19 protein-coding genes and 5 tRNA genes are annotated in these 19,402 nt (G+C 30.6%); 3 read left to right on the forward strand and 21 right to left on the reverse strand.

The annotated features are described in order from the left end of the window. Nucleotides 1-122: 122 nt before the first annotated feature. The 19 genes from F1564_RS08280 to F1564_RS08370 all read right to left on the reverse strand — a co-directional run bounded on the left by F1564_RS08280 (nt 123) and on the right by F1564_RS08370 (nt 15,441). A complete protein-coding gene (locus F1564_RS08280; RefSeq protein WP_018450528.1) occupies nt 123-1,700 on the reverse strand; it encodes an L-lactate permease in 1,578 nt (525 codons plus the stop codon). A gap of 134 nt (nt 1,701-1,834) precedes the next feature. Beyond that, the gene (locus tag F1564_RS08285) at nt 1,835-4,000 is read right to left on the reverse strand and encodes a Tex family protein (RefSeq protein WP_018450527.1); all 2,166 of its coding nucleotides are present in this window, start codon (nt 3,998-4,000) and stop codon (nt 1,835-1,837) included. Nucleotides 4,001-4,200: 200 nt separating this feature from the next. Continuing rightward, nucleotides 4,201-4,284 (reverse strand) — tRNA-Leu (locus F1564_RS08290). A gap of 22 nt (nt 4,285-4,306) precedes the next feature. Further along, nucleotides 4,307-4,382 (reverse strand) — tRNA-Lys (locus F1564_RS08295). Nucleotides 4,383-4,388: 6 nt separating this feature from the next. Further along, nucleotides 4,389-4,464 (reverse strand) — tRNA-His (locus tag F1564_RS08300). 31 nt (nt 4,465-4,495) lie between these two features. Continuing rightward, nucleotides 4,496-4,571 (reverse strand) — tRNA-Gly (locus F1564_RS08305). A 12-nt stretch (nt 4,572-4,583) separates the two neighbouring features. Beyond that, a tRNA-Pro gene (locus tag F1564_RS08310) sits at nt 4,584-4,660 on the reverse strand. A 268-nt stretch (nt 4,661-4,928) separates the two neighbouring features. Further along, nucleotides 4,929-6,122: a GspE/PulE family protein gene (locus F1564_RS08315; protein ID WP_018450526.1), complete on the reverse strand. Its 1,194-nt coding sequence runs from the start codon at nt 6,120-6,122 to the stop codon at nt 4,929-4,931. Nucleotides 6,123-6,159: 37 nt separating this feature from the next. Further along, on the reverse strand, nt 6,160-6,633 hold the full coding sequence (locus F1564_RS08320; RefSeq protein ID WP_018450525.1) for a hypothetical protein: 474 nt from the start codon (nt 6,631-6,633) through the stop codon (nt 6,160-6,162). Nucleotides 6,634-6,660: 27 nt separating this feature from the next. Continuing rightward, the gene (locus F1564_RS08325) at nt 6,661-7,287 is read right to left on the reverse strand and encodes an L-threonylcarbamoyladenylate synthase (protein WP_232053363.1); all 627 of its coding nucleotides are present in this window, start codon (nt 7,285-7,287) and stop codon (nt 6,661-6,663) included. Further along, complete coding sequence (locus tag F1564_RS08330; RefSeq protein ID WP_026231245.1) at nt 7,280-8,272, reverse strand: ribose-phosphate diphosphokinase; 993 nt, start codon at nt 8,270-8,272, stop codon at nt 7,280-7,282. The genes F1564_RS08325 and F1564_RS08330 overlap by 8 nt, the downstream gene beginning before the upstream one ends. Before the next feature lie 57 nt (nt 8,273-8,329). Next, the gene (glmU, locus tag F1564_RS08335) at nt 8,330-9,670 is read right to left on the reverse strand and encodes a bifunctional UDP-N-acetylglucosamine diphosphorylase/glucosamine-1-phosphate N-acetyltransferase GlmU (protein ID WP_018450522.1); all 1,341 of its coding nucleotides are present in this window, start codon (nt 9,668-9,670) and stop codon (nt 8,330-8,332) included. A gap of 188 nt (nt 9,671-9,858) precedes the next feature. After that, a complete protein-coding gene (locus F1564_RS08340; protein ID WP_018450521.1) occupies nt 9,859-10,260 on the reverse strand; it encodes a DUF2721 domain-containing protein in 402 nt (133 codons plus the stop codon). Between the two features lie 243 nt (nt 10,261-10,503). Next, nucleotides 10,504-11,190 carry a 2,3-diphosphoglycerate-dependent phosphoglycerate mutase gene (gene gpmA / locus F1564_RS08345; protein ID WP_018450520.1) on the reverse strand — a complete coding sequence of 229 codons (687 nt, stop codon included), beginning with the start codon at nt 11,188-11,190 and terminating at the stop codon, nt 10,504-10,506. A gap of 39 nt (nt 11,191-11,229) precedes the next feature. Further along, nucleotides 11,230-11,517 (reverse strand): hypothetical protein, encoded by a 288-nt coding sequence (locus tag F1564_RS08350; RefSeq protein WP_018450519.1) that lies wholly within the window; start codon nt 11,515-11,517, stop codon nt 11,230-11,232. A 39-nt stretch (nt 11,518-11,556) separates the two neighbouring features. After that, the gene (locus F1564_RS08355) at nt 11,557-12,303 is read right to left on the reverse strand and encodes a hypothetical protein (RefSeq protein WP_018450518.1); all 747 of its coding nucleotides are present in this window, start codon (nt 12,301-12,303) and stop codon (nt 11,557-11,559) included. Nucleotides 12,304-12,338: 35 nt separating this feature from the next. Beyond that, on the reverse strand, nt 12,339-14,522 hold the full coding sequence (locus F1564_RS08360; protein WP_018450517.1) for a heavy metal translocating P-type ATPase: 2,184 nt from the start codon (nt 14,520-14,522) through the stop codon (nt 12,339-12,341). Nucleotides 14,523-14,557: 35 nt separating this feature from the next. Beyond that, entirely contained in the window at nt 14,558-14,929 is a 372-nt protein-coding gene (locus F1564_RS08365; protein WP_018450516.1) for an HMA2 domain-containing protein, read from the reverse strand. Nucleotides 14,930-14,955: 26 nt separating this feature from the next. Then, nucleotides 14,956-15,441 (reverse strand): HMA2 domain-containing protein, encoded by a 486-nt coding sequence (locus F1564_RS08370; RefSeq protein WP_018450515.1) that lies wholly within the window; start codon nt 15,439-15,441, stop codon nt 14,956-14,958. Between the two features lie 169 nt (nt 15,442-15,610). On the opposite strand from F1564_RS08370, the gene truA reads away from it, so the two are divergent. The 3 genes from truA (at nt 15,611) to F1564_RS08390 (ending at nt 17,856) form a co-directional block, all read left to right on the forward strand. Then, nucleotides 15,611-16,369, forward strand: coding sequence for a tRNA pseudouridine(38-40) synthase TruA (gene truA, locus F1564_RS08375; RefSeq protein WP_018450514.1), 759 nt, complete (start codon nt 15,611-15,613; stop codon nt 16,367-16,369). A gap of 29 nt (nt 16,370-16,398) precedes the next feature. After that, the gene (locus F1564_RS08380) at nt 16,399-16,866 is read left to right on the forward strand and encodes a GNAT family N-acetyltransferase (protein WP_018450513.1); all 468 of its coding nucleotides are present in this window, start codon (nt 16,399-16,401) and stop codon (nt 16,864-16,866) included. A 300-nt stretch (nt 16,867-17,166) separates the two neighbouring features. After that, nucleotides 17,167-17,856: an N-acetylmuramoyl-L-alanine amidase family protein gene (locus F1564_RS08390; RefSeq protein ID WP_018450512.1), complete on the forward strand. Its 690-nt coding sequence runs from the start codon at nt 17,167-17,169 to the stop codon at nt 17,854-17,856. A gap of 72 nt (nt 17,857-17,928) precedes the next feature. Here F1564_RS08390 and F1564_RS08395 read toward each other — a convergent pair whose 3' ends face one another. Next, nucleotides 17,929-18,558: a lysozyme inhibitor LprI family protein gene (locus F1564_RS08395; protein ID WP_018450511.1), complete on the reverse strand. Its 630-nt coding sequence runs from the start codon at nt 18,556-18,558 to the stop codon at nt 17,929-17,931. Nucleotides 18,559-18,908: 350 nt separating this feature from the next. Next, on the reverse strand, nt 18,909-19,208 hold the full coding sequence (locus F1564_RS08400; RefSeq protein ID WP_018450510.1) for a YciI family protein: 300 nt from the start codon (nt 19,206-19,208) through the stop codon (nt 18,909-18,911). Nucleotides 19,209-19,402 lie beyond the last annotated feature (194 nt).

Raw genomic sequence — 19,402 nt, forward strand, 5'->3', positions numbered from 1 at the left:
AACAAAATTTAATTTTTTAAATAAATAAGGAGATACCAAAATTTTTATAACTTCAGTATTCTCCTTTTTATTAACTATTATATTTACTTTTTTAAAACTCTATAATTCTTAGTTTCAAATCTTTAATGAAGCATTCCTGCTCCAACAAATGTCAAAATACCTAATACAAGTCCATACATTACAGAATATTTAATAGTTTTTCCTAAAAGTTCTCCGTCTTTTCCATTCAATGCTGCAGAAACTGATGTTACAATTGCGATATTTTGTGGTGAAATCATTTTACCACCTGTTGCTCCAGCTGTATTGGCTGCAATTAACAATGATTGCAATGCTGGATTTTGTGATAATCCTTTCGCTACTCCTACTTGAATTCCACCAAATAACAAGTTAGATGATAAATCACTTCCTGTAACAAATGTTCCAATTGTACCTAAGAACGGTGCAATGAATGGGAATCCTGATCCAGTCAATGTTTTAAGACCACCAGCAATACTTGCTGTCATTCCGCTGTGTTTCATAACTACTGAAAGTGCTACAATTCCCATGATTACTAACATTTTATCTAATTTATGATAAATTGTATGACCTAGTACTTCAACCATATCTTTTACTTTTACTTTTTGAATAAATCCTGCGATAACTGTTGCTGCAAATAAAGGTGCGGCTGGTGCCAAAATCCATTTAAACGCAACTCCAGCTTCTTTTGCACTTTTTGCATCTCTAAACCAAGTTGCCCAATGTCCAAATGAAAAATCAATTGTTGAAATTGTATGCTCGTGTAAAGGCTCATTTATAACTTTAACAACTGGACTTGTTCCTACAATTAAAACTACCATTAAAATATACGGAAGCCAAGCTAAAATTGCATCTTTAGTAGAAACTGCCACAGTTTTGAATCCTTCTTCCGCCTTAACAAACATTTTTGTTGCAATAATCATTAAAATCATTGCTAATAAACTTGAAATAATTGTAGGAAGTTCAGCTCCAGTTGCCATAGCTATTAATGGCTGTACCATATACCCAATAATTGATGCGATAATTACTGGTAAAATTCCTTTTCCAAAAGCTGGATTTTTTCCGCCATCCATTTCTTTATTTGCAAAAATTACTAAAATAAAAGGAATAATACAAGTTAATAGTAACAATAGCAATGATGTAAATAATGCTGTCTGTTGAGCATTTAATCCAAAGTTTGAAATCATTGTTGTAACTGGAAGCCCTACTGTTCCAAATGCTGTCGGTGTCGAATTTGCAAGTAAACAAATCATCGCTGCTGCCATAGGAGAAAATCCTAAAGAAATCATAATTGCCGCTGGAATTGCAACTGCTGTCCCATATCCTGCAATACCTTCTATAAATCCACCAAATCCCCAGGCAAGTATTAAAGCTTGTGCACGTCTATCTGATGTAATATTTCCTAGCATTGTTTTGATAATTTCAATTTTACCATTTTTTACTGATAAATCATAAGCAAAAATGGCCGCTATTATTACAAATCCAATTGGCATCCAAGCCACTGCGAATCCTTCAAAAAGTGAAGCAATAATCCCTTGAACTGGAATTCGCCAGCTTGACATGACAAAGTTCAAAATAATCGCTACAATCAAGCTCGCATAAGTACTAAACAACGCAGATTTTTTTAAAACTGCTAACAAAATTAAAAATAAAATTATTGGTATTAAACCTACTAAAAATTCCATTTTTCTAACCTTCTTTCTATAATTTATTAAAATAATTAACATCTTATACTATATATTATCAAATTTTTTACAAAAGTACAAACGTTTTTCTATATTTTTATTCTTATTTTGCTAATTTTTATATTTTTTTAATGTTAAATTCCTTTTCTAGTAAGTCCCACCCTTCCTCTTTCCTTATCCAGCGACAATATTTTAACTTTAATAATTTGCCCCACAGAAAGTTCCTTTGTAGGATCTGAAACAAATTTTTCTGCTATTTCAGAAATATGAAGCAGTGCATCACCTTTTAATCCAATATCCACAAAAGCTCCAAATTTGGCTACATTTCTTACAGTTCCTTCAAGTACCATCCCCTCTTGCAAATCATCCATATTCAAAATATCTGATCTCAGAAGCGGCTTCTCAAACTCATCTCTTGGATCCCTCCTGTCTTTTAACAATGCTTCATAAACATCTTTTGCAGTTTCATTTCCAAAATTATTTTCTTTTATAATTTTTTCTAGTTTTATAGCTTTTAGCTTTTGTCTAACTTCATTCAAATCAAACTTCAGATCATCAACTTTACAATTTGCTTCCTTCAAGATTGTTTCAGCGATGTGATACGATTCTGGATGGATAATCGTATTGTCTAGAGGATTTTTACTGTCTGGTACTACAACAAATCCCGCCATCTGCTCAAATGCCTTCGCTCCCAAACCTTTTACTTTCATAAGCTCTTTTCTGTCCTTAAAATCTCCATTTTCGTGCCTATAATCCACAAGATTTTTAGCTACATTTTTCTTAATTCCAGACACAAAACTAAGTAATGCCCACGAAGCCGTATTAATATTGACTCCAACATTATTTACAACATGTTCAATCGTCTGTTCCAAAGTTTCATTCAATTTTTTTTGATTCACATCGTGCTGATACATTCCGACTCCAATTGACTTTGGATCTATCTTCACAAGCTCAGCCATCGGATCCTGAATTCTTCTAGCAATCGAAATCGCTCCTCTCGCCGTTACATCCAAATCAGGAAACTCCTCAATCGCAATTTTTGAAGCTGAATAAACTGAAGCTCCTGCTTCACTTACAATCAAATATGACACAGGTTTTGATGCTTCTTTTATAACATCTGCCACAAAACTTTCAGTTTCACGAGAAGCCGTTCCATTCCCAATTGCAATAATATCAACATCATATTTTTTTATGTAATCCAATATTTTTTTCTTTGCAGTTTCAAGCTGTTTAGGATTATGCATTTCTTCAACTAGAAAAAGCACATCATTTGTTTCATAAAAGCCATCTTTGTTGATAATTACCAATTTACATCCAGTTCTGTAACCGGGATCAAGCCCCATTAATGTTTTTTTTGTTAAAGGTGGCTGCAGTAGGAGTTTTTCTAAATTTTCAGAAAAAATGTTAATCGCTTCCTCCTCAGCTTTTTCAGTATAAATATTTCTCACTTCGTTTTTTATCGACGGATAAGCCAATCTATCCAGTGAATCTTTTATAACTTTGCTCAAAAATTCAACTAAATTTTTATTTTTAAAAGTATTCAAAATAAAGTCCATTATAAATTTTTCAGTTTTTTCGTCAATTTCAATGTCAACTTTTAATATTTTTTCTTTTTCACCACGATTTATCGCTAAAATTCTATTAGAAGCAGCTTTTTTAATAAGTTCTGAATACTCATAATAATCTTGATAAACCCCTTTTTCATCATTTTCCTTATTTTTTTCCACAACTTTAGAAGTCAAAATTCCAAATTCTGAAATTTTATCCCTCAAAAATTCCCTTATTTTCACATTTTCCGAAATATTTTGAGCAATAATCAAATGCACTCCATTAATCGCATCTTCAGCTGACTTAACTTCTTCACTCAAATATTTTTCTGCCTCTTTTTGCATCATCTCAAAAGTATTTGTTGGCATCAATGCAAATTCTGTCAAAGGTTCTAAACCTTGCTCTTTTGCAATATCTGCCTTCGTTTTTTTCTTTTTCTTGTAAGGCAAATAAAGATCTTCCACTTCCTGAAGTTTTGTTGCACAAGTTATGCTATTTTTCAGCTCATCAGTTAATTTTCCCTGCTCTTCTATAAGTCTTAAAACTTCCTCTTTCCTATTCTCCAAATTTCTGTAATAAGTAACTTTCTCAATTACATCCCTAATTTGCTCCTCATCTAGATTTCCCGTAACTTCTTTTCTATAACGAGCAATAAATGGCACAGTCGCTCCTTCATCAAAAAGTTTTATTGTATTTTCCACTTGTGACTCGCCAAATTTTAGCTCACTTGCCACATTTTTTAAAATATCCAATGCCTTTCCTCCATTTACAATTTAATTTTTTATTTTAAATTTACCAAAACTATTTTAGCATAATTTATAAAAAATAACCAGTTGAATAATTTTATGAGATGAGTTGAAAATTTTAAAGGGTAAATATTTGCAAAAAAAAATATCAACCTTTAGAAGTGCTGATATTACTGAACTAATCCACTATTTTGTGTGGGTTTTTATGGTGCGAAAGGTGGGACTCGAACCCACATGTCGAAGACGCTAGATCCTAAGTCTAGTGCGTATACCAATTTCGCCACTCTCGCAAATATTATTTAATTTAATAAATGGTGAGCCATACTGGGATCGAACCAGTGACACCTTGATTAAAAGTCAAGTGCTCTACCGACTGAGCTAATGGCTCATATTATGGGGTGATCGACGGGACTTGAACCCGCGACAACCAGTGCCACAAACTGGCGCTCTACCAACTGAACTACGATCACCATATATATGAATTTTCCTTTATAAATAAAATGGAGCGGGAGACGAGGGTCGAACTCGCGACATTCAGCTTGGAAGGCTGACGCTCTACCAACTGAGCTACTCCCGCAAAATCATAACATGGTCGGTGTAGTAGGATTTGAACCTACGACCCCCTGCTCCCAAGGCAGGTGCGCTACCGAGCTGCGCTATACACCGTTCCTTTAGTAAGTGATTTTTTCATATCTTCTTAATCACTCTTGGACAAGAAATATAATATCATAATTTCAAATAAATGTCAACAACTTTTTACAATTTTTTTACTTTTACTCAAATATAATTTTAAAAAAAATTCTAAACTGCACTCAAACCCCTATAAAATATAAAAATTGTGTATTTATATTTTTTACTTTGTCGGAGTTTGAGTAACATAATTAAATTACAAAAATTTTCAAAACTAATTTATTTTAATTTTAAAAATAGATTTTTAAAAAATAACTGCTGTCTTTTCTCTTTCAAAAATTAATCCCTTTTCAATTTTTTCATCAGCATCTTCTGCAAAATCAATAAAATATTTTTGATTTAGCATTTTCAACTTATCTTTAGTTTCAGAGCTAAGATGATTATCTTCCTTCAAAATATTCCGCACATCCTGATTTAACACAAGTATTTCATTTATTGAAATTCTTCCGCTATATCCACTAGAACACTCATCACATCCTTTTCCCATACACTTCTGGCATTTTTTACCAACTAATCGCTGCCCAATTACTCCAATTAATGAATCTAATATTAAATATTTCGGGATTCCCATATCTACTAGCCTAATTAATGTAGAAACTGCATCATTTGTATGGATTGTAGAAATTACAAGATGTCCTGTTAATGCGGCTCTTACAGCTATTTCTGCTGTAACTTCGTCCCTAATTTCAGAAATTACAATAATATCAGGATCATTTCTTAATGTAGCTTTTAAAACTTCAGAAAATGTTACTCCAATTTCTTGATTTACCTGTATTTGAATGGTTCCATCAATTTTGCTTTCAACTGGATCTTCCACAGTTATGATTTTTTTTCTTCCGTTATTCAACATATTTATTAAAGATTTTAATGTTGTAGATTTTCCAGAACCTGTAGGTCCGCTTACTAAAATCATTCCGTATTTCCTATCTAAAATTCCATTTAACATTTCAATACTTTGCTTTGAAAATCCCAATGTTTCAAGTCTTATATCTTTTAGATAATTTTCCAAAATACGTAAAACCATACTTTCCCCACCAGCTGTTGGCATATAGGCAGCCCTTATATCATAACGTTTGTTGACATTTTTTGAATTTAATAAAAAAGAAAAGCTGCCGTCTTGCGGCTTTCTTTTCTCTGCAACATTCATTCCAGCCAAAATTTTCATTCTGGCAATAATTTCTTTAATATTTTTTTCAAGAACTTTTTTATTTACAGCTTCATATAATTTCTGACTTTCTTTAAGATAACCGTCAATCCGATATTTTATTTCCATTCCTTCCAGCAAGTCAAATTTTACATGAATATCGCTGGCTCGCTCCTTAAACCCAGCCTTTACAATTTCATTTAAATATGAAACAGTATCTTTTGATAAAAAACTATTTTTTTTATTATCGGCAACGTCCTTTAATTTTGCCTTTTCAATTATTTTTTCATTCATTGTCCTCAATTTTCCCTTCCCGCTTTTATATTTTCAATTATTTCTTTTTCACACTTCCGCTGTTAAATTCTTCCAACACTAATTCTGTCTGTTTTTTCAGTGTTTTGAACAATCCTTTTTTAATAAAATTGTACCATTTCAAAGTCGCACGTTGAGCTTCAATCCCCTTTAATGTCTCTTTTAGCTGCAATTTAAAAAAGTCAACTTCTTCGTAAGATAATTTTACATTTTTAGTTTTTTCTTTTTTATTTGCCTTTGTAATTTTAACTTCATTTTCCAAATATTTAAAGAAACCAAACACATTCGGCAGCTGTTTTTCATATTGGCTCATCATTTTTCTCATTTCCTCAATCATTTTTGCCAAATAACTTCTTGAAATTTTTGAAAATGTAACATTGACCTTTCTTTTACTCTTTCCAATTTTTTGCACAAGCTGTTGCATTTTAGCCTGTGATTTCGCATTTATTAAATCCATATTGCTAACTGTATTTGGATTTACCATTTTTGCCATAAATTCTCCTTTCTTCTTTTTTATTTATTATTTTAATTTTCTTAATATTTCCTCAAATAAAATATTACCTTCCCTTAATAAAACAAGTTCTCCATTTTCATATTTTACAATTGTCGATGGCTTTCCTGTCAATTCTGATTCCTCATTTGAGATAACGACATCTACATTTTTTAGTAATTCTTCACTTAAATCCTCAATTCTTTTAACTGCACTTTCCCCTGAAATATTCGCACTTGAAGTCAATAATATTCCACCAGATTTTTTTATTACTTCCAAAGCAATCTTATTTTTTGGAATTCGAATTCCAACAGTTTCCATATTCTCATCAAATCTCTGTGTAAAATTACAATTTGCACGAAAAATCACTGTCAGTTCCCCTGGCCAATACTCATTGAGAATTTTAGAAATTTTTTTCATATTTTCTTCAGTTTCATTTATTAAATCCTTCAAAATTTCTTTGTCGCTAATTAACGCAATTATTTTTTTAGAAATATCACGTTTTTTTATTTTATAGATTTTTTTGACATCTTCTTTTTTAGGAAGAGAGCCGATTCCATAGACGGTATCTGTAGGAAATACGGCAACCCCTCCATTTTTTAAAATTTTTATAGCTTTTTCAATTTTACTTTTTTTATCTTTATCAATCTTAGTCATCATTTCCATCATCAACTGGCATTTCAAATAAACCGCTTATTGGGTTATTTGTAGCTATTCTAGTTATTATTTCTGCAAACATTTTACTTGTTGTCAATATTTTTAATTTATCAAATTTTTTATCTTCAGGCAATTGAATAGTATCTGTTACTACAATTTCAGTAAATGCTGAATTTTTTAATCTTTCGACTGCAGGATCAGAAAAGACAGCATGTGTCGCACATCCATAAACTTCCAATGCACCCTTGTCAATTAGAGCTTGTGCGGCATTGCAAATTGTTCCAGCTGTATCAATCATATCATCTATCAAAATAGCCTTTTTACCTTTTACATCACCAATAATATTCATAACTTCTGAAACATTTGCCTTAGCACGTCTTTTATCAATTATTGCAAGTGGCGTATGCAGCCAGTTTGCAAGTCCTCTAGCTCTTTTTACTCCACCAACGTCAGGCGATACAACAACTGCATCTTCTGGACTAAATCCATATTTTATAAAGTGTTTAGCCAAAATTGGCAATGCTTCCATATGATCTACTGGAATATCAAAAAATCCTTGAATTTGTCTTGCATGCAAGTCCATTGTAATTACTCTTGTAGCTCCTGCAACTGTCAATAAGTTTGCAACAAGTTTTGATGTAATTGGCTCTCTTGGACTTGCCTTTCTATCTTGTCTTGCATATCCGTAATAAGGAATTACAGCGATAATTTCCTTAGCTGAAGATCTTTTAATTGCATCGATAAAGACTAAAAGTTCCATAAGGCTTTCATTTACAGGCTTTGAGGTAGACTGAACAATAAATACTTTACAACCACGTACACTTTGTTTCGCCTTTGCAAAAGTTTCTCCATCAGCAAATTTTACGATTTCAGCAGCTGATAAATCCATATCTAGATATTTTACAATCTTTTCTGCCAATTTTTCACTTGATGTTCCTGCAAATACTCTAATTTTGTCTTTGTCTTCTTTGGTTAATGTTATCATTTTATTTCCCTTTCTCTCATTAATATTTTTATTTTTTTGAGATTTCCCTATTTCCAACTATTTATTTTTTCTCTCTTTATTTACCTGTTTTGCCCTTCCAAAAGCAAGTGCTTCATCAGGAATATCCTTTGTAATTACTGAACCTGCAGCTGTAAGGACTTTATCTCCTATTTCTACAGGTGCTACAATTATTGAATTACTTCCAATAAATGCATTTTTTCCAATTTTTGTCTTATGCTTATTTTTTCCATCATAGTTACAAGTAATAGTTCCTGCCCCAACATTTGTATCTTGCCCAATCTCAGCATCTCCAATATAAGTTAAATGTCCTGTTTTTACACCTTTTTCAAGAGTAGCATTTTTTATTTCTACAAAGTTTCCAACGTGTACAGTTTCTTTTAAATACGCTTTTGGACGTAGATGCGCAAATGGACCAACAGTTACTCCTTGTTCAAGAATAGACTGCTCAACAACAGAGGCTTCTATTTTTACATTGTCTGCAATTACCGAATTTTCAATTCTAGTATTTCCCAAGATTTCACAGTTTTTTCCAATTTTAGTGTTTCCTTGAATTGTAACATTTGGATAAATTACAGTATCTTGCCCAATTTGAACATTATCTTCAATGTAAGTAGCATCTGGATCAATCAAAATTACACCACTATCCATTAGTTCAATATTTTTTCTATTTCTCAAAATTTTCTCTGCCTGTGCCAACTGAACTTTAGAATTTACTCCCAAAATTTCATCTTCATCTTCAATTTGAAAACTGTCAACATTGTAGCCTTCACTTGTTAAAATCTTTATGGCATCAGTTAAATAATATTCACCTTTTGAATTATTATTGTCAATTTTCTCTATCGCATAAAGCAAACTTTCATTTTTAAAAATATAGACTCCTGTATTAATTTCATCTATTTTTTTCTCATTTTCATCTGCTTCCTTTTCTTCAACAATATTTGAAATTTTTCCACTTTCCTTAACAATCCGTCCATATCCAAACGGATTCTTAACTTTACAGGAAAGTACAATACAGTCAAGTTTTTTCTTATCAAAAGCATCTTTTAAGTTTCTTAATGTTTCTTCCTTTAAAAGAGGTGTATCTCCACAAGTGATAAGCACATCTTCACCATATTCCCTAATTTTATCCTTTGCAATTAAAATCGCATGTCCTGTTCCAAGTTGCTCCCTTTGCGTAACAAAATCAACATCTCCCATTTCAGCCAGCACATCTTCCTTTTTATGCCCCAAAATAAAGACATTTTTTTTATTTCCAATATTTTCAAGAACATCTACAACTCTTCTAATCATTGGAACACCATTTACCTTATGCAAAACTTTAGACTGCTCAGACTTCATTCTAGTCCCCTTTCCAGCCGCCAAAATTACCGAAATCATTATTCCTCCTTCAGTTTAATAATCAACAACAAAGTATTTATCTTTAATTTTTACTCAAGTTGCAAAATCATTATTTTACTTTATATACTAATTATATCAATTTTTTCTAATTTATTCAAATGATAAAAAAATTTTTTAGATTTGAAAGTTTTATTTTATACAACCAAAATTTTGTACCCATAAAATATTTATTGTTTATTTTTTTCTTCATTCTCACTATTATGATTCAAATGAATTCTCAAAGCCTCTAGTGAAATCTGAATTTCCAAAAGTGAAAACAACAACGAAATTATCAACGACACAAGACTTATTCCAAAACTTATTTTTCCAATAAAATCCATTTGAAGAAATAAAAACAGCATAGAAATGGCACACATTAACAAACTTGAAACTCCAAAATATTGCATTTTTTTTATATAGTTCAGTCTTTTCCTCAAATTTTTAACTTGATAAAATTCATGCTCTACTTCCCCGCTTGAATCCATTTGTCTGACAATCGCTGTAAGTGCTAAAAATCTGTTTGTATACGCAAGTAAAAGTAAAGATACAGTAGGAAAAAGAACTGCAGGTGTAGTTATTTCCAAAGTCATATTTTTCACCTTCCTTTAAAATTTATTTTTATATTAAATTTCATAAAAAATAGAAATGATATTTTATTTGGTAATAAAAAATTTTAATTCCTTTCTAAAGAAAATTTATAGCTAATTTGATGTTTAAATGAAAAATATTATTAAATAAAGAATTATTAATTACAAATTCATATTTTTAAAAAATACAAAAAACGCAAGGATTACTAAACTTTAATCCTTGCTAAAAATTATATTATATTTTGACTAAAAAGAATCTGGTGATGAAACTACATTTAAATCTTTGTCTATTTCAAAAATTAAAGGTTTTCCAGTTGTTAAATTCAATTTCAAAATATCTTCATCTGAAATATTTAACAAATATTTTATTAAAGCTCTCAAGCTGTTTCCGTGAGCTGCTACAATAACATTTTTCCCTTCCTGCAAACTTTTTGAAATGTCTGAATGCCAGTATGGCAAAACTCTTGCGATTGTATCTTTCAAACTTTCTCCAAGCGGCGCTTCTTCGTCAGTCAAATCAGCATATCTTCTGTCTGATTTTGGATAATATTCACTTAATTTGTCAATTGCAGGTGGCGCAACATCAAAACTTCTTCTCCAAATAAGCACTTGGTCATCTCCATATTTCTTAGCTGTCTCTGCTTTGTTCAATCCTTGCAATGCACCGTAATGACGTTCATTCAATCTCCAAGATTTATAAACTGGAATATACAATTCATCCAATTCTTCCAAAACATAATTTAAAGTTTTGATAGCTCTTTTTAAGTAAGATGTATACGCAACATCAAAAACTAAGCCTTGTTCTTTTAATGCTTTTCCTCCAGCTTTTGCTTCTTCGACTCCTTTAGGACTCAAATCCACATCTTTCCATCCTGTAAATTTGTTTTCCAAGTTCCATTGGCTTTCACCATGTCGAATCAATACTAATTTCATATCTTTTCCTCCTATAATTTAATATTTTTTATTAATTTACTATTTTGTTTCAGCTTCTACAACTGTTTCTACAACAGCTGAATTTGTAGAAAGTTCTTTTTCAGCAATTAAATCTTCAAGATGCTCTTTTGTAGTCATCAATTCTTCAAGATTCATATTGTCATAAGCTGCTTGAGAAGATGTTTTTATATTTATTCCTTGTTTTCGAAGAAAACTATCAACTTTACTTTGATTTTTTTTATATAAATAATAACCTATTGCAACTGTTCCCACTCCTATTGCCGCTCCTACCAAATGTTCTTTTTTAACATTTCCAATTTTTATCATATTCTTACCTCCAAATTTTAATTATCATTTTTAGTTTTTTTATTTTAAAGCTATATATTTGTCATCTGATTCATTCCCCGCCCTGTTACTAAAAAATATATGATCTATTAAATCACTCAAATTTTCGATGGAATTATCGTCTTTTACATCTACAACATAATGAAATTTTCCATTATCAGATTTCAATCTGTAAATTCTCACTTCCTTGTTTGAAAAATTATTTAGTACAAGATGCCGTCCAAAAGTTGTAAGCCACATAAGTGCTATTGCTACAACTGATCTATTTGCCATATAGGATTTAAGCAAATACAAGGCAGGCAATATTTCTATGTCAAAAAAACCTTTCCGCCGTGTTTCCATATAAGCATGTTCCATAATTGCTGCTGTTGTAAGTCCTGCTGTAAAATTATTTATATCCAATTGTAATTTTTCAATTTTACTTTTTCCAAGTCCATACAAAAAAGAAAGCAGTATTGCGGCTCCAGAGTATACAGACAATGAATCTATTGATTTTTCCTCAAAATCTTCCACCAGTTTTACTGAAGTCATACCATGCTCAACCGATAGTGCTGTCGCAGTTCGATAAATCACTTCATCAATCGTAATTTCTTCTGGCTCAAAAGTTATAAGCAATGTATTTATAGTTCGATTATACCGTAAAGCTGTACTTTTTGCTCCAACTTTTATTGTTTCAAAAAATTTTTTTGTGTCAATAATTTCATGTGAAACTTTAAATCTGACACGATTTGGTAATTTATGCAATACCGTCAAAGTTAATTTTTTCATATAATTTCCTCCAAATCAGATAAAACACAAAAATCCTATTTGTTGACATCATATTTTAGAAGTCTTAATGAATTTCCAACTACTAAAATTGTTATTGAATTATGCAAAACTGAACTATATATCGCTGGCAGCAATCCTGTCGCACCTAATACAAGTGCGAAACTGTTTATTCCAATTGCCATTGCGAAATTTTGCTTTATAATTTTTACAGTATTTTTAGCCAGACCGATTACAGCCGGTATTAACAACGGATCATCAGAAGTTATTGTAACATCGGCAGCTTCCATTGCAACATCGGTTCTAGTGCTTCCAAGTGCTATTCCCACATTTGCATAAGAAAGAGCTGGAGCGTCGTTTATTCCATCTCCAATCATGATAACTTTTGATCCAATTGAACGGAATTTTAAGATGTCCTTCGCTTTGTCTTCTGGCAGCAATTCTGATTCATATCTGTCCATCGACATTCTTGACGCAATAGTTTCAGCTTGCTGTTTCAAATCTCCTGTAAGTAGCACAATATCGTCTATTCCTTGATTTCTCAAACGGTTCATAGCTTTTTTGATATTTTCCCTTGGTGGATCAGAAACTCCGATTACACCGATTAAATTCTCATTTTTAGCCACATAAATAACGATTTCGCCGTTATTTTGCATTCCTTTTACCACATCAGCTGACATTTCTACCAAAATATTATTTTCTTCCATGTATCTTCTGCTTCCTACACGAATTATGTCCCTATTTACATAAGTTTCAATTCCTCTTGCCACTTTAATTACATCTTCTTTATGTCGTGGTATTTTTAATCCTCTATTTCTTACTTCGTTTAAAATTGCACTTGCCAAAGGATGTGTGGAAGTTTCTTCAGCAGCCGCAGCTAATGCAATCATTCTATCATCTTTCATATTTTTAGCAAAAGTTTTTACTGTTTGAACTTTAGGTTTTCCTTCTGTAATTGTTCCAGTTTTATCAAATATTACTGTATCAGCCTTTGAAAGCTCTTCCAAATAGTTGCTTCCCTTAATCAAAATTCCATTTTTAGCAGCTGTATTAATTGAAGCAGAAAATGCTGTTGCTGTCGATAGTCTTATTCCACATGAATAGTCAATTACAAGCATACTCAAAGCCTTTTGTAAATTTCTGGTCGAAGCGTAAACTATTCCAGCAAGAAGGAAATTTAACGGAATCAACTGTGCAGAAAATGCATCGGCATAAGATTGAATGTCTGCTTTATTAAATGAAGCGTCTTCCACCAATTTTATAATTCTTGAAGCGGTTCTGTCGTCTCCAACTTTTTCAGCTCTTACAGTTATATTTCCACTTTTTAAAAGTGTTCCAGCAAAAACTTCCTGTCCAGTTTCCTTCTTAACAGGCATATATTCTCCAGTAATTGCTGACTGGTCAATTACCGCACTTCCCTTTTCAATTGTTCCATCGACACTTATTTTTTCTCCAGTTTGAACAAGTATCAAATCACCTTTTTTAATTTCTTCAATTGGAACTTTTTTCGCCACTTGGTCTTCATCTTCAGACGCTTTCCAAACATAGCTTTCTCCAACACTTAGCATATCTTTAATTACGCCACGAGTTTTTTTCATAGTATAAGCCGTCAAAAGTTCTGCAATTCTTTCCAAAATCATAATTGTCAAAGCTGTTCGCTCACTTCCCAAAGCGATACTGCTTATTATCGCTGTAGAACTCAATGTATCCGCATTCGGCCGCTTATTTTTAATTAATGAAAAAATTCCATTTTTTAAAACAGGCAACGCTAAAGAAATTGTTGAAAGAGTTTTGTAGTTAAACAATCTTCTAATTTCAGTCAACTTCGTTTTTGAACCTGGAAGTAAAAGCAGCAATACCGCAGCTCCGATATTCTTCATAATTTCTTTCGGCGATTCTTCCTGCAATCGTCTTTCTATCACATATTTATTCGATGTTTCCTTTTTTTCATTTTTGTAAATATCAACCAAATACACATTCAATGTATTTTGAAGCAAAGGCACAAAATTTTCTCCAGTTAGCGAAAAGTTATCAGAATAAATAAGTATAGAACCTGTAATAGTTGAAATTTCAACACTTTTTATATAATGAACTTGCATTAAACGCTTTGTTATTTCTTCTTTGTGAACACCAAGATGTTTTAGCGCTCTTGAACGAATTCTAATTCTTCCACGAATTTCATGTAAAATTTCACAATTCAGCAAATAATTTCTACTAGCCATAAAATTTCCCTTTCTTTTTCCTTTTCCGTCAAAACTTAAAGTTTTTTTATCAAATCATAAAAAACTTCCAAATTATCTTCTATTTCCTTCAAGGATTTATTTTGATACAATTCAGGATGATTAATCACAGTTTTCCAAACTTTATTCATCCATTCTAATATTTCCTTTTCTGAAATCAAATTCGGGTCGTAATAAAGTAAAATTTTATTTGTTATGTATGAATACTCAACGCTTTTTATCCCTTTTTTTGATAAAATAAATTTCTTAACTTCATCATCATATTTTTTCAATTCTTCTGGAACATTTGATAAATTTGGAACAAATAGCCTAAGTCTTCCAGGAATACTGTGGACTACCTTTATCTGATTAAATATTAGATATGTTGTTCTAAAAAAATTTTCTAACATCCTTTTCCCCTTTAATTTTTTGTCTTTTATTTTCTTTTTTCATCTGATAAAAGTCTGGAAGCCCACCACAACAATGTAGCCCCTTTAGGCAATCCTGGTACTTTCCATAATTTTTTAATTCCGTAAAAAATAAAAATACCCGCAGTCAATGTCTTAAAATCCAAATAACCTCTACTTTTATTATAAACAGCCATATCTGCTGATTCAAATATCTGTTTTAACAATTCTCTTATTCTTCCAGGCTTATTCTTCAAGGCTTCCTCATCCAAATGAAGCAATCTTAAGACTACTAAATACAAAAAGGAACTTTCAATAACTTTTTCATCAAAATAAATTAAGATGCTTCCAGTAATAGAATTGACTTCCACAGAATTTATCCCGACTATTCGCCGAATATTATGCAAAAATTCCTCTTTCAACTCTTTATCATCTTTCAGCACTTCTGTCTGCAGTCGCAAACGCGCGTTTTGGTAATGTTTCACTTGAATAATGCCATAAAAACTTTGTAACATAAACTGACTCCTTACATTTTTCTAATTTATTATATAACTTTTTATTTTAAATTACAAGATAGATTTTTTTCATAATTTTTCTAAATTTTTATTTTTACCTTTACTTTAGGCAAAATTAACGATACAATATAAAAAGAAAGAGAGAAAGAAAAAAACAAAAAGGAAAAATATGAAAAAAAGAAATGTAAAAATCATTTATCAATATGATGGAAGTAAATTTTCAGGATTTCAAAGGCAAAAGCATAATAATATAAAAACTGTTCAAGGAGAAATTGAAAAAGTAATTTTAAAAGCATTTTCCCAAAAAATAAATATGATTTCTTCAGGAAGAACTGACAAGGGAGTTCATGCAATGGAGCAAGTTTCCAATTTTCTAATTGACGGCAATATTCCTTTGGAAGCAATAAAAAGACAAATTAACAAGTCTTTAAAAGGAGAAATTAAAATTTTAAATATCACAGAAGCAAATGAAAATTTTAATGCACGTTTTGATGCGAAAAATCGAACTTATTTGTATATTTTGAGAACCGAAGAAGACATTCCGCCATTTGAGGCAAATTATATAACTGGTCTTAAAAAGGAAGTGAATGTGGAAAAGTTTCAGAAAATAATGGATTCTTTTATTGGAAAACACGATTTTAGCAGTTTTATGAAAAAGGATAAGGCTTACAGAAATCCGGTGAGAGAAATTTTTTATATAAAATGCTTTTATGATAAAAAATGGGAAAAAAATCAGGTAAATATTGAAATTTGTGGAAACGGATTTTTAAAAACCATGGTCCGAATTATGGTTGGCTCAGCACTTGCCATTTATTTTGGTAAAGAAAAAGAAGATTATATTATAAAAAATCTAGAAAATCCTAATGCTGATAATAAAAAAATCTTAGCATCTTCAGAAGGATTATATTTATATAAAGTAAATTACTAAAAAATTATAAAAAAGAAAGCGAGATTTTTATGAAAAAAAATTATAAGATAAGAATATTGGATGCAAAAAAAGATTCAGATTTACTATTTAAAATTGTAGAACATGAAAATGAAGTTTTTGGAGAAGCAACTGTTGGAAACTGGAATATTAAACCATTTGCTAAATACGGAAAAGTTTTTGTGATGTTAAGTGATGATAAAGATGAATTAATGTCAGTTATCGAGGTTTTGAGCAGTTTTGACAGAGAATCAGCTTATGTTTACGGAGTTTCTACTGTTCCAAAATTTCAAAAAAATGGATATGCAAAAATACTTCTTCAATTTGTAATGAAAACTTTGAAGGAAATGGGAATTAAAAAGATAGAACTTACTGTTGATATGGATAATTTTACTGCAAAAAGAATTTATGAAAAGCTAGGATTTGAAATAGCAGATAATTTGGATAATGAATACGGAGATAATGTTGAACGATATTTGATGAGATATTTAGTAAAATAGGAATTATTTTCTTTATCAATTTTTATATAATAAAATTAAAATGGTAATCAAATATAACTAACGTATAATACAGTATACCTTAATTTTTATTATTTGGATTCTTGGTTTTTCAAGATACATAGAACATTGTAAAGTAATAGAAAATGATACTTGCATCAGTTTAAAATCAGGAAAAAAATTTAATTTTAGTAAATATGTTTTTGAAGATATTCCATACAGAAGTGTCTATAGAGTATATTTTGAAGGAAACGGATACAGAAATTTATACTGAACTTTATTAAAAAGAAAGGAATAATAACTATGAAATTACTATTAAAATTAGCAATTTTAATTAGCAGCATTTCAGGATTAGCAAATGCAGCTGAAAAGGTATGTATTGATCCAGGACATCAGGCAAAAGGAAATATGCAAACAGAAGAGGTAGCCCCTGGTTCAAGCAAGAGAAAACCAAAAGTAGCCTACGGAACAAAAGGTGTTGCAACTAAAAAGCCTGAATATCAGCTAGCCCTTGAAGTAGGCTTAAAATTGAGAGATGCTTTAAAAGCTAAAGGATATTCAGTATTTATGGTAAGAGAAAAAAATGATGTAAACATAAGCAACAAAGAAAGAGCCTTAATGACAAATAAAGCAGGTTGCGATGTCTATTTAAGATTGCATGCAGATGCATCAGAAAACAGCAGTACCAGAGGAGTTACTGTACTTACATCATCATCTAAAAATCCACACACAAAAAGTGTACAACAATCAAGTGATAAATTCTCAAAAGCAATCCTATCAGAATACACAAAAGCAACAGGCTTCAAAAGCCGAGGCGTTTCCTACAGAGATGACCTAACAGGAACAAACTGGTCAACAGTTACAAACACATTACTAGAAATGGGATTCATGACAAATCCTGAAGAAGACAGAAAAATGGCTTCTCCTGACTTTCAAAATGTGATGGTAAAAAGTATTGTAAATGGAATTGAAAAGTATTTTAGAGAAAAATAATCAAAATTTATTTTAATTAAATAATAAAAAAGCTGTCATAATTGGCAGACTTTTTTTATTTTATATAATTTATTATTTATACAATTCATCATACATTCTCGCAAGTTCTATCGTTCTTTCCTTTGTCATATCTAATTTTGTTCCAATTTCAGCTAAAGTAGCACCTGTTCCGCATGCCTGTCCATTAAATTCATCTCCACCACACATTTCATACACCGACTTTTTAGTTTCACTAACCATTCTTTTTAACCAAGCTCTTTCTTCATTTCGCAATCTTGTTTTTTGACCATCTGGTAATTCAGACATAAGAAGTTTATAAACTTTATTTAATTCTCTGTCCCAAGATTCGTATGCTCGACTTGCTTGTGCTCCCATTTCTGCGTTAGTTCCATTAATATCTGTATCTTGAACTGAACTCATTCTATTCATCAACTCAGCCTCATAATTTGTTCTTCTCTTTCTCACAACTGGTGCTGTCGTTGTTTCTTGAGAAGCAGTTGTAACTTGTGCTAATTGCTGTTGACTTTGACTTTTAGCTATTTCCTGCTTTGTCTTTTCTTGTTCTAATCTCAACTTAACTTCCATTTCCTTATTTTTTATATGAGAATTATATAGTAAAAATCCTCCTACTGAAAAAAAGGCTAAGACAGCTATGGCTGATATTGTAGTTACCAAAATTATGGTGTTTTTGTTATCATTCATATTTTTCTATTCCTTTCCTTAAATATAATTTATTTTAATTTTTTATCAAAGATTATTCTTTAGTTTTAAAACTATTTTGTTATATTGTACCCCCCCCCATTTGATTTTAGTTTTATTTAAATTAATTTTAAATTAACAAGATAAATTTATCTACATACAAAAGATTCTAAAATAGAAAAAAAAGAGGCTAAAACCTCTTTTAAAATTATCAAATATACTAGTGTATACTTAATTTGATTTCCTTATAAAAAATAAAATAGCAAATTATTTTGACATTAAATAACCAAAAGACAAAACTCTTGCTAAACAATATTAAAATACCAACTTAGGGAATGAAAAATTTGGCATTATTATAATTTAGAATATTTTTCAAATTCCTTATCAAGTAATGCCGGTGTAAATTCAGTTATCACAGTCTCAATTAAACTATTTCTATAATACGGATCTTCCTTTAATATTTCCTCAAGTTCTTCTCTTGTTACGTTATATGCTAAAATAAGACCACCTGTTGGCGGATTTTGACGTCCTCCTGCAATAAATTTTCCAGCATCAATATTTTTTTGAATAAATGCAAAGTGTTCTTGTCTAAATTTTCCTACTTCATCTAACGGCTTTGTATAAGTTGTAGCTACAATAAAAATTTGTTTCATAATCTTAATTTTCCTTTCTAAAATTTTCTTTTATATTTTACAATATATTTTAGAATAATCAATATAAATATTTTATTTGTTAGTAAAACTATAATGAATCTGTTGAGCATAATTAATTTTATAAACAAATATTTCTATATACAAATAATATGAAATTGAATTTTATCTATGATTATGGTATACTTAATTGAATT

This window comes from Leptotrichia shahii (assembly GCF_008327825.1).
GTDB classification, from domain to species: Bacteria; Fusobacteriota; Fusobacteriia; order Fusobacteriales; family Leptotrichiaceae; genus Leptotrichia; species Leptotrichia shahii.

Bases quoted from the DNA above. Each gene is read 5' to 3' on its own strand.
- F1564_RS08280 (WP_018450528.1), bottom strand. From the start codon at position 1,700: ATGGAATTTTTAGTAGGTTTAATACCAATAATTTTATTTTTAATTTTG.
- F1564_RS08315 (WP_018450526.1), bottom strand. From the start codon at position 6,122: ATGAATGAAAAAATAATTGAAAAGGCAAAATTAAAGGACGTTGCCGAT.
- F1564_RS08320 (WP_018450525.1), bottom strand. From the start codon at position 6,633: ATGGCAAAAATGGTAAATCCAAATACAGTTAGCAATATGGATTTAATA.
- F1564_RS08325 (WP_232053363.1), bottom strand. From the start codon at position 7,287: ATGACTAAGATTGATAAAGATAAAAAAAGTAAAATTGAAAAAGCTATA.
- F1564_RS08330 (WP_026231245.1), bottom strand. From the start codon at position 8,272: ATGATAACATTAACCAAAGAAGACAAAGACAAAATTAGAGTATTTGCA.
- glmU (WP_018450522.1), bottom strand. From the start codon at position 9,670: ATGATTTCGGTAATTTTGGCGGCTGGAAAGGGGACTAGAATGAAGTCT.
- F1564_RS08340 (WP_018450521.1), bottom strand. From the start codon at position 10,260: ATGACTTTGGAAATAACTACACCTGCAGTTCTTTTTCCTACTGTATCT.
- gpmA (WP_018450520.1), bottom strand. From the start codon at position 11,190: ATGAAATTAGTATTGATTCGACATGGTGAAAGCCAATGGAACTTGGAA.
- F1564_RS08350 (WP_018450519.1), bottom strand. From the start codon at position 11,517: ATGATAAAAATTGGAAATGTTAAAAAAGAACATTTGGTAGGAGCGGCA.
- F1564_RS08355 (WP_018450518.1), bottom strand. From the start codon at position 12,303: ATGAAAAAATTAACTTTGACGGTATTGCATAAATTACCAAATCGTGTC.
- F1564_RS08360 (WP_018450517.1), bottom strand. From the start codon at position 14,522: ATGGCTAGTAGAAATTATTTGCTGAATTGTGAAATTTTACATGAAATT.
- F1564_RS08365 (WP_018450516.1), bottom strand. From the start codon at position 14,929: ATGTTAGAAAATTTTTTTAGAACAACATATCTAATATTTAATCAGATA.
- F1564_RS08370 (WP_018450515.1), bottom strand. From the start codon at position 15,441: ATGTTACAAAGTTTTTATGGCATTATTCAAGTGAAACATTACCAAAAC.
- truA (WP_018450514.1), top strand. From the start codon at position 15,611: ATGAAAAAAAGAAATGTAAAAATCATTTATCAATATGATGGAAGTAAA.
- F1564_RS08380 (WP_018450513.1), top strand. From the start codon at position 16,399: ATGAAAAAAAATTATAAGATAAGAATATTGGATGCAAAAAAAGATTCA.
- F1564_RS08390 (WP_018450512.1), top strand. From the start codon at position 17,167: ATGAAATTACTATTAAAATTAGCAATTTTAATTAGCAGCATTTCAGGA.
- F1564_RS08395 (WP_018450511.1), bottom strand. From the start codon at position 18,558: ATGAATGATAACAAAAACACCATAATTTTGGTAACTACAATATCAGCC.
- F1564_RS08400 (WP_018450510.1), bottom strand. From the start codon at position 19,208: ATGAAACAAATTTTTATTGTAGCTACAACTTATACAAAGCCGTTAGAT.